This window comes from Pseudomonas sp. SDO5591_S426, from assembly GCF_054070755.1.
In genome coordinates, this window is record NZ_JBSVXD010000231.1 from 1 (window position 1) to 7,558 (window position 7,558).

At 59.2% G+C, this 7,558-nt stretch carries 8 protein-coding genes; 5 read left to right on the forward strand and 3 right to left on the reverse strand.

The features are described from left to right. Positions 1-37 precede the first annotated feature (37 nt). Complete coding sequence (locus ACW9JC_RS27015) at positions 38-1,090, reverse strand: aldo/keto reductase (protein ID WP_457458825.1); 1,053 nt, start codon at positions 1,088-1,090, stop codon at positions 38-40. A gap of 201 nt (positions 1,091-1,291) precedes the next feature. Here ACW9JC_RS27015 and ACW9JC_RS27020 point away from each other — a divergent pair, with 201 nt between their 5' ends. The 5 genes from ACW9JC_RS27020 to ACW9JC_RS27040 all read left to right on the forward strand — a co-directional run bounded on the left by ACW9JC_RS27020 (position 1,292) and on the right by ACW9JC_RS27040 (position 4,741). After that, positions 1,292-2,008, forward strand: coding sequence for a helix-turn-helix transcriptional regulator (locus ACW9JC_RS27020; protein WP_338580749.1), 717 nt, complete (start codon positions 1,292-1,294; stop codon positions 2,006-2,008). A gap of 51 nt (positions 2,009-2,059) precedes the next feature. Then, on the forward strand, positions 2,060-2,401 hold the full coding sequence (locus tag ACW9JC_RS27025; RefSeq protein ID WP_338580750.1) for a nuclear transport factor 2 family protein: 342 nt from the start codon (positions 2,060-2,062) through the stop codon (positions 2,399-2,401). A gap of 30 nt (positions 2,402-2,431) precedes the next feature. After that, a complete protein-coding gene (gene zapE / locus ACW9JC_RS27030) occupies positions 2,432-3,550 on the forward strand; it encodes a cell division protein ZapE (RefSeq protein ID WP_457458828.1) in 1,119 nt (372 codons plus the stop codon). Positions 3,551-3,568: 18 nt separating this feature from the next. Further along, the gene (locus ACW9JC_RS27035; protein WP_457458830.1) at positions 3,569-4,150 is read left to right on the forward strand and encodes a DinB family protein; all 582 of its coding nucleotides are present in this window, start codon (positions 3,569-3,571) and stop codon (positions 4,148-4,150) included. Between the two features lie 99 nt (positions 4,151-4,249). Beyond that, positions 4,250-4,741: a GNAT family N-acetyltransferase gene (locus ACW9JC_RS27040; RefSeq protein ID WP_338580753.1), complete on the forward strand. Its 492-nt coding sequence runs from the start codon at positions 4,250-4,252 to the stop codon at positions 4,739-4,741. 80 nt (positions 4,742-4,821) lie between these two features. On the opposite strand, the gene ACW9JC_RS27045 is transcribed toward ACW9JC_RS27040, so the two are convergent. Together ACW9JC_RS27045 and ACW9JC_RS27050 are read right to left on the reverse strand one after the other, a co-directional pair. Then, positions 4,822-5,037, reverse strand: a complete 216-nt coding sequence (locus ACW9JC_RS27045) for a hypothetical protein (RefSeq protein WP_448107775.1) — start codon at positions 5,035-5,037, stop codon at positions 4,822-4,824. A gap of 106 nt (positions 5,038-5,143) precedes the next feature. After that, positions 5,144-7,384 (reverse strand): TonB-dependent siderophore receptor, encoded by a 2,241-nt coding sequence (locus tag ACW9JC_RS27050; RefSeq protein WP_457458833.1) that lies wholly within the window; start codon positions 7,382-7,384, stop codon positions 5,144-5,146. Between the last annotated feature and the right edge of the window lie 174 nt (positions 7,385-7,558).

Below are 7,558 nucleotides of genomic sequence, written 5' to 3' on the forward strand. Positions count from 1 at the left end.
TTAAACCTGTGGGAGCGGGCTTGCCCGCGATGCTTTTTCAGGCCACCGGGACTATCGGCAAATCCAGGGTTTCATCACCGCTGAACCGTGAAAACGAACCGCTGATACTTTCATGCGGCACACCTTTGGCCACATCACTGACGCCATCCAGACGCACCAGTTGCTCGGCACTCAACTGCACATTCAACGCGCCCAAGGTTGCATCCAGTTGCTCACGGGTGCGTGAGCCGAGAATCGGAATCAGCGCAGTGGTCGAACGCTTGGCCTTTTCCCGCAGCCAAGCGATGGCCACGTGGGTCGGACTGGTCGCCTGTTCTGCCGCAACGGCCAGCAAGGTGTCGAGCAGGGCGGTTTCACGGGCGCTTTTCTCGGCGTGAACCAGCATGCCCAGTTTGCTCGCACGGTTGTCGCCCTCACTGTTGCGGTACTTGCCGGTGAGGAAGCCACCGCCCAGTGGCGACCATAGGGTCGCGGCCAGACCGAGGGCTTCGGCCATCGGCAGTTGTTCGCGCTCGGCAGTGCGTTCGGCGAGGCTGTACTCGACCTGAATCGCCGCGATCGGTGCAAAACCGCGCACTTCGGCCAGCAGGTCGGCGCGGGCGATGCGCCACGCCGGGAAGTTCGACAGTCCGGCGTAATGGATCTTGCCGGCGCGTACCAGATCGTCGAAACCGCGCAGGATTTCTTCCATCGGCGTCACGCCATCGCTCATGTGCGCCCAGAACAGATCGATGTGATCGGTTTTCAGTCGCTTCAGGCTCTCTTCGACGGCGCGAACCATGTTCTTTCGGCTGTTACCCGTGTGGGAAATGCCGGCGGCCGGGGTCGTGCCCAATGTGTATTTTGTGGCGATGACCAGACGATCGCGCTCGGCAGCAATGAATTCGCTGAGCATGGCTTCGGATTGACCGCCCTGATAACCGTTGGCGGTGTCGATGAAGTTACCGCCAGCCTCCAGGTAACCGTCGAAAATGGCTTTGGCTTCGTCACGTTCCGCACCATGGCCCCAACCGGTGCCGAAGTTGCCGGCGCCCAATGCCAGTTCGGATACACGCAAGCCGGTTTTACGGCCAAACACCTTGTAATGCATGGGGAAGACTCCAGAAGGAAACGTCGCGGTTAATTTAGATGATCAAAAACATTTATAAAATATGATGCTAGTCATTTAAATCGTCAAGGCGCATTTTTCTGGAACGCCAAAACCTCGACAAACGGGCGCATCGACTACTGCCAGTTTCTGACAGGGAGCTCTGCTAAGCTCCGACGAATTTTCCGCACAGAGCTGCCGATCGTGTCGCGAACCACCCGTTTACTGACGTTGTTGCAAGTGCTTCGCGGTAAAAGCCGCCCGGTGACGGCGGCGACGCTGGCCGGCGAACTGGAGATCTCCGAACGCACGCTGTACCGCGACATCGCCGAACTCACCGCACTGGGCGCGCCAATCTATGGCGAGGCGGGGATTGGCTACGTGCTGCGCAGTGGTCTGTTCCTGCCGCCGCTGATGCTCAATGCCGATGAAACCGAAGCTATTGTGTTGGGCTTGCGTTACGTGGATCAGCGCGGCGATGAGGTGCTGAGCAAAGCCGCCGCCGATGCCTTGGCCAAGATTGCCGCAGTGCTGGCGCCTGAAGCACTGGACGCGCTGCACAACCCGACCGTCATGCCGGGGCCGTCCGGTTATGGCTTCGCGCCAAATGCGGTGCCGTTGAATGTGTTTCGTCAGGCTATTCGCAATCAGGCCAAATTGCACATCGATTACGCCGATGCCCAGCAAGTGCCCAGTCAACGGCTGATCTGGCCATTGGCGTTGGGGTTTCTCAATGAAGTGCGAATCATCGTCGCCTGGTGCGAATTGCGCAGCGCATATCGCACCTTTCGCACCGACCGGATTTCCCAAGCAAGCGAGCAGGGCGAGCGTTATCCGGGGCGGCGTAGTGACCTGCTGCGCACCTGGCGCAAGCAGATGCAACTGGATGATGCCGGGCGTTTCACTCCTGACAAGAACTGACACAGCGCTGTTTTAGCATGGCTCCAGAATCAACAAACAAGGAGCTGTAACATGTCCAATCCCGCCTCTGCACTGGCGCCTGCCATCGCCGCCTACATTGCCGCCGCCAACGCTCGCGACACTTCGCGAATCGGCAGTTTCTTCGCCGAAGATGCCAATGTGTTCGATGAGGGCCAGCACCGGATCGGCACCCAGTCCATCGCCCAATGGATGCAGGACACCGCCGAACGTTACCAGCCTCGGGTCGAAGTGCTCGGCGTGCAGCAGCGCACCGGCAAAGTGCTGGTCAATGGCTTGATTTCCGGCACGTTCCCCGGCAGCCCACTGGAACTGCGTTACATGTTTCGCCTGAACGACCAAGGCAAGATCGCCCGGCTGGACATTTCACTGTAGCGGTCGCTGTCTGGTGGCATACTGCCGCGCATGAATGTCGACTCTCCCCTCAGCGCCTGGCAGCACGCCATCGAACAGAAGGGCTTCGTCCAGGACGAAGCCCAGGAACATGCCGTCTGGGCCTTGCAAAAGTGCCATGAGGCGCTGCACGAAGGGCGCACGCCGATCAGTGGCGTGTATCTCTGGGGCCCGGTCGGGCGCGGCAAAACCTGGTTGATGGATCAGTTTTACCAAAACCTGCGGGTGCCGGCGCGGCGCCAGCACTTTCACCATTTCATGGGTTGGGTGCATCAGCGCTCGTTTCAGCTGACCGGCACTGCCGACCCGTTGAAGGCGCTGGCCCGCGAACTCAGTGAAGAGGTGCGGGTGCTGTGTTTCGACGAGCTGTTCGTCAATGACATCGGTGACGCGATCATTCTCGGGCGCTTGTTTCAGGTGATGTTCGAGCAGGGCGTGGTCGTCGTCTGCACGTCCAATCTGCCCCCTGACCAGTTGTACGCCGATGGCTTCAACCGCGACCGTTTCATGCCAGCCATCGCTGCGATCAAACAGCACATGCAGGTGATCGCGGTGGACGGCGGCGAAGATCATCGCCTGCATCCGGGGCAGGGGTTGCAACGATATTGGGTGGCCGCGCCGGGGCAGCCGAGTGCGTTGGCAGAGGTGTTCGAGCTTTTGACCGTTGGCCAAGCGGTTTCCAGCGAGCCGATCAAGGTCGGCTACCGTTCATTGCCGGTGGTGCAGGCGAGTCAAACCGTGCTTTGGTGCCGCTACACCGATCTCTGCGAACAACCGTTTGCCGCCATGGATTTCATGGCCCTGTGCGACACCTTCAGCGCTATCCTGTTGAGTGACGTGCCCAACCTCAGCGCGCAAAAGCGTGCCGGACGCATCGCCCGGGGCACTGAAGACGCTGCTGTGCGGGTCGAGGCCGGTGACCGTGAATTGCCGCAGTTGTCGGTACATGACGACGGTGTGCGGCGTTTCATCGCCCTGGTGGACGAGTGCTACGACCGCAAAGTGCCGCTCTATCTCGAAGCTCAGGTGCCGATGGATGCGCTGTACACCGAGGGTTATCTGGAATTCCCGTTCCGCCGCACCCTTAGTCGTTTGCAGGAAATGCAGCTGCAACGTTTCGCTGAGGTTTGATATCCAGGAGGACTGACCATGAATCAACCTCTTTCCCACCACTTGCTGACCATGGCTTACCAGAACGCCTGGGCCAATCACCGACTGGCCAAGGCCTGGAGTCAGCTGAGCCTGGAAGATCTGGAGGCCCCTCGGGTCAGTTTCTTTCCCAGCATCCGCGCGACCCTCAACCACATCCTGACCTGTGACTGGTTCTACGTGGACGCCCTTGAGCGCGAATTGCGCGGTGATGAGCCGCATCCCGATTGCTTCGTGTTCTTCAAGGACGACGAGCCGTTCACATCAGCCCCGGACCTCAAACGCGAGCAGGCGCAGGTCGACCGTCGTCTGATCGCCTACTGCGAGCAACTGCGCGATGCCGACCTGGGCAAAGTCGTGACCATCGCCCGGGACACGCCGCAGCACGACAGTCGCTTGCGCATGCTTTCGCATCTGTTGGAGCACCAGATTCATCATCGAGGTCAGGTTCACGCAATGCTCAGCGGCACCTCAGTCAAACCGCCGCAACTGGACGAGTTTTTCTGTGTCGGTGAGTCGCATCTGCGGGCCGAGGATTTTGCCGAACTGGGGTGGACCGAGGCGTTGATCTGGGGACATTAGGATTAATCCGATTGTCGCCACAAAGCGCTCGCGCTATCGTCGTGCGGCCTTCCAGGGCGAACTGCGCGCTGGGGTCATTTAATGTTTTCGAGGATGGAAATGGATTCCGCAGAAATACTTGTACTGCAAGCCAGCTTCACCAATCCGGTGCATGCCGAGGCGATCGGGCTGGTGCTGAACAGTTACGCCCAAGACCCGATGGGCGGCGGCCACGCCTTGCCCGCCGACGTTCTGGAGCAGTTGCCGGGCGAGTTGGCCAAGCGTCCCCATGCGTTCAGCGTGTTGGCCTTTGTCAACGGCGAGCCGGCGGGGCTGATCAATTGTTTTGAGGGATTCTCGACCTTTGCCTGTCGGCCATTGGTCAACGTGCACGATGTGGCCGTGGTGCCAAAGTTTCGTGGATTGGGCCTGAGCCAGCGGATGTTACAAAAAGTCGAGGAAATCGCCCGCCAGCGCGGTTGCTGCAAAATCACCCTCGAAGTGCTGGAAGGTAATGCGGTGGCGCAGGCCTCCTACGGCAAGTTCGGTTTTGCGCCTGGCGAGTTCGACCCGGCACACGGGCGCATGATGTTCTGGATCAAGCCACTTTAATCCGGGCGAAAAAAAGGGCGTCCATCAGGACGCCCAACAGGTTTCTCTGACTGAAGAGCAAGCAGTCAGAGGTGTAACAATCATTTCGGTCTGTAAGACTCGGTCACCTGCGCGGTTTGATCGTCCGGGACGCGCAGTTCTTTCGCCTGTTCTGGCGTGATATTGCCCAGCGCCACTTGCTGGTTGTAATGCAGCGTTTCGTAGTAGTACCGCATCCGTTCGGCGCCGCCTTCGGCAAAGGCGCTGGCGGAGCCCAGCGTCATGATGACGGCGAGGATCAACGTAGATCTTTTCATGGTGTGCCTCCCACTTACAGGTGTCGGATGCCTTTCGTCCATGAGTCTATGAATCAAAGTCGAGCCTCATTATCCGCCGATTCCGTTAAATGGGAATTAACATCGCCTAGAGTTTCCAGTCCAGGCTCAGGGTCACCGTGCGCGGGTCACCCCAATACACACCGTTGTAAAACCCGACGTTGTCGTAATACTTCTTGTCGAACAGGTTGTTGACGTTCAACGAGGCCGACAAGTGGTCGTCGAATTGATAGCGCGACATCAGGTTGACCACGGTGTACGCCTCCTGCTCGATGTCCGTGCGTTCGGTGACCAGACTGCCATTGGCGCGGCGCCCGATCGGGCGATTGGCCGCGCGGTAGACGTCGCTCTGCCAGTTCACCGCCGCACCGACGGTCAACGCCTGCCACTCACCGGGCAGGTGATAAGCGGTCGAGAAGCGGAACATGTTCAGCGGTTGGTTGGTGTTGTTGCGCTGATCTTCGCCGTTGACCGAGTGCGTGTAGGTGTAACCGGCAGTCATATTCCAGCCGCTCATGACTTCCCCTGACAGCTCGGCTTCGAAGCCCTGCACCTTGTTGCCTTTGCCGCCCGACTTATAGAACTCCTCGCCGGTGACCGGGTCTGGCGGCACCGAGTCGTCAAGTTCGGCAACGTTGTCCTGCTTGCTCCAGAACAGCGCGGTGGCCAGGTTCAGTCGCTCTTCCAGCAAGCTGCCTTTGAGGCCCAATTCATAGTTGCTGCCGACCACCGGCTCAAGGTATTTGCGACTGCTGTCGCGTTCGGACTGCGGTTTGAAAATATCGGTGTAGCTGACGTAAACGGTGTATTCCGGGGTGAGGTCGTATAGCAGGCCGGCGTAGGGCGTCCACATGTCGTTGTGTTGTTGGCTGCTGCGATCGACGCTGCTCAGTTGAAGGCTATCGTCATAGCTGTTGGTGGTGCTGGAGGCTTTCCAGCTGCCATAGCGGGTGCCGAGTACCGCATGCAGTTCATCCGTCAGGTTCAGGCGCGTGGCCAGGTAACCCGCCTTTTGCCGGGTGTAGTCCCTGGCCCCGGTCTGGCTGGTAACGGTGTCGGGGAACTTGGCGATGTTGCCCATGTATTTCCAGTCGGGGACATTTTCGTAATCCGCCGCTCGCGGGCCGTCCACCGTGTAGGGCGATTCTTCACTGCGCTCGGCCTCGCCATACCCGACCATCAATTCGTGTTCACGCCCCAGCAGCGAGTACGGACCGGAAACGTTGAAGTCATAGGCTTTCATTTTCTGCGTGCCGATCATATGGCTGACGTTGGCGACCATGCCGCTGCGATCCGCGTTCGGGAAGCCGCCACCGCCGTAGTAGATCTTGCCGTCGGTATCGCTTTCGCGATGGGTGTACGCCGCTTTGAGCTGCCAACCGCCGCCCAACTGGTGATCGAGATTGGCGAACGCGGTTTTGTCCTTGAGCGGCCACGAGCTCCAGGACGTAGCCATGTTGGTCGAGCGCCCGAGGTTGGCCTTGCTGCCGTCGGAGTTCCAGTACGGCACGGTGCCCCAGGATGTGCCTTGCACGTGTTTGTTCTGATAGTCGTAACCCACCGCCAACACCGTGTCGTCCGTCAGGTCTGCTTCCAGGACCCCGTAACCGACTTCTCGCTGCTGCTGGTATTTGTCCCGGTACGAATCGCTGTCGCGATAGGCCACCACGCCGCGTCCGCGCAGGCGGCCGTCGAAGGCCAGCGGACCACCGACGTCGAGGTAGCTGTAGTAATCGTCATAGCTGCCGCCGCTGACACCGGTCTTGGCTTCCCACTGCGAAGTCGGGCGTTTGCGCACCATGTTGATGGTGGCTGATGGATCACCGGCACCGGTGGTCAACCCGGTTGCGCCGCGGACCACTTCGATGCGGTCGTAGATGATGGTGTCGGAGTCGGACTTCATGTAGCTGAAGGTATTCAACATCCCGTCGATCTGGAAATTGTTGATCGAGTAACCACGGGAGGAATAGCTGACCCGGTCCGAGTCATTGTGCTGGACCACCACGCCAGTGGTCTGGCTCATCGCTTCGGACAATGTACCGAGCTTGAAGTCGTCCATTTGCTGGCGAGTGACCACCGAGACCGATTGCGGAGTTTCCTTGATCGACAGGTTCAGGCGGGTGGCCGTGCTCATGGAACCGGTGGTGTATGAGTCGGTGTTTTCAGTGGTGCTGCCCAGGTTCTGGGCGGTGACGCTGGTGGCGCCGAGCATGAGCGTGGGCGCTGATGGCGCTGTCTCGGTCTCGTTTTCAGCCAGCAAATCCGGGCTCAGTGCGGCACCGCACAGGCCAAGGGTGAAAGTCATGGAACGGGTGATAGGCGCGAACATCGCAGCCGACTCCTTGTCGTCGAGGGAAAAATTCCGTTTGTTCAAAGACGAAGGAGGGGGGAGGGATTTAGGGTTAAACGAGAATAATTATTATCTTTGGATGTTTCAGACAACCCAAAACCACTGTGGGAGCGAGCTTGCTCGCGATAGCGTCGGAACAGTCAAAATAGATAT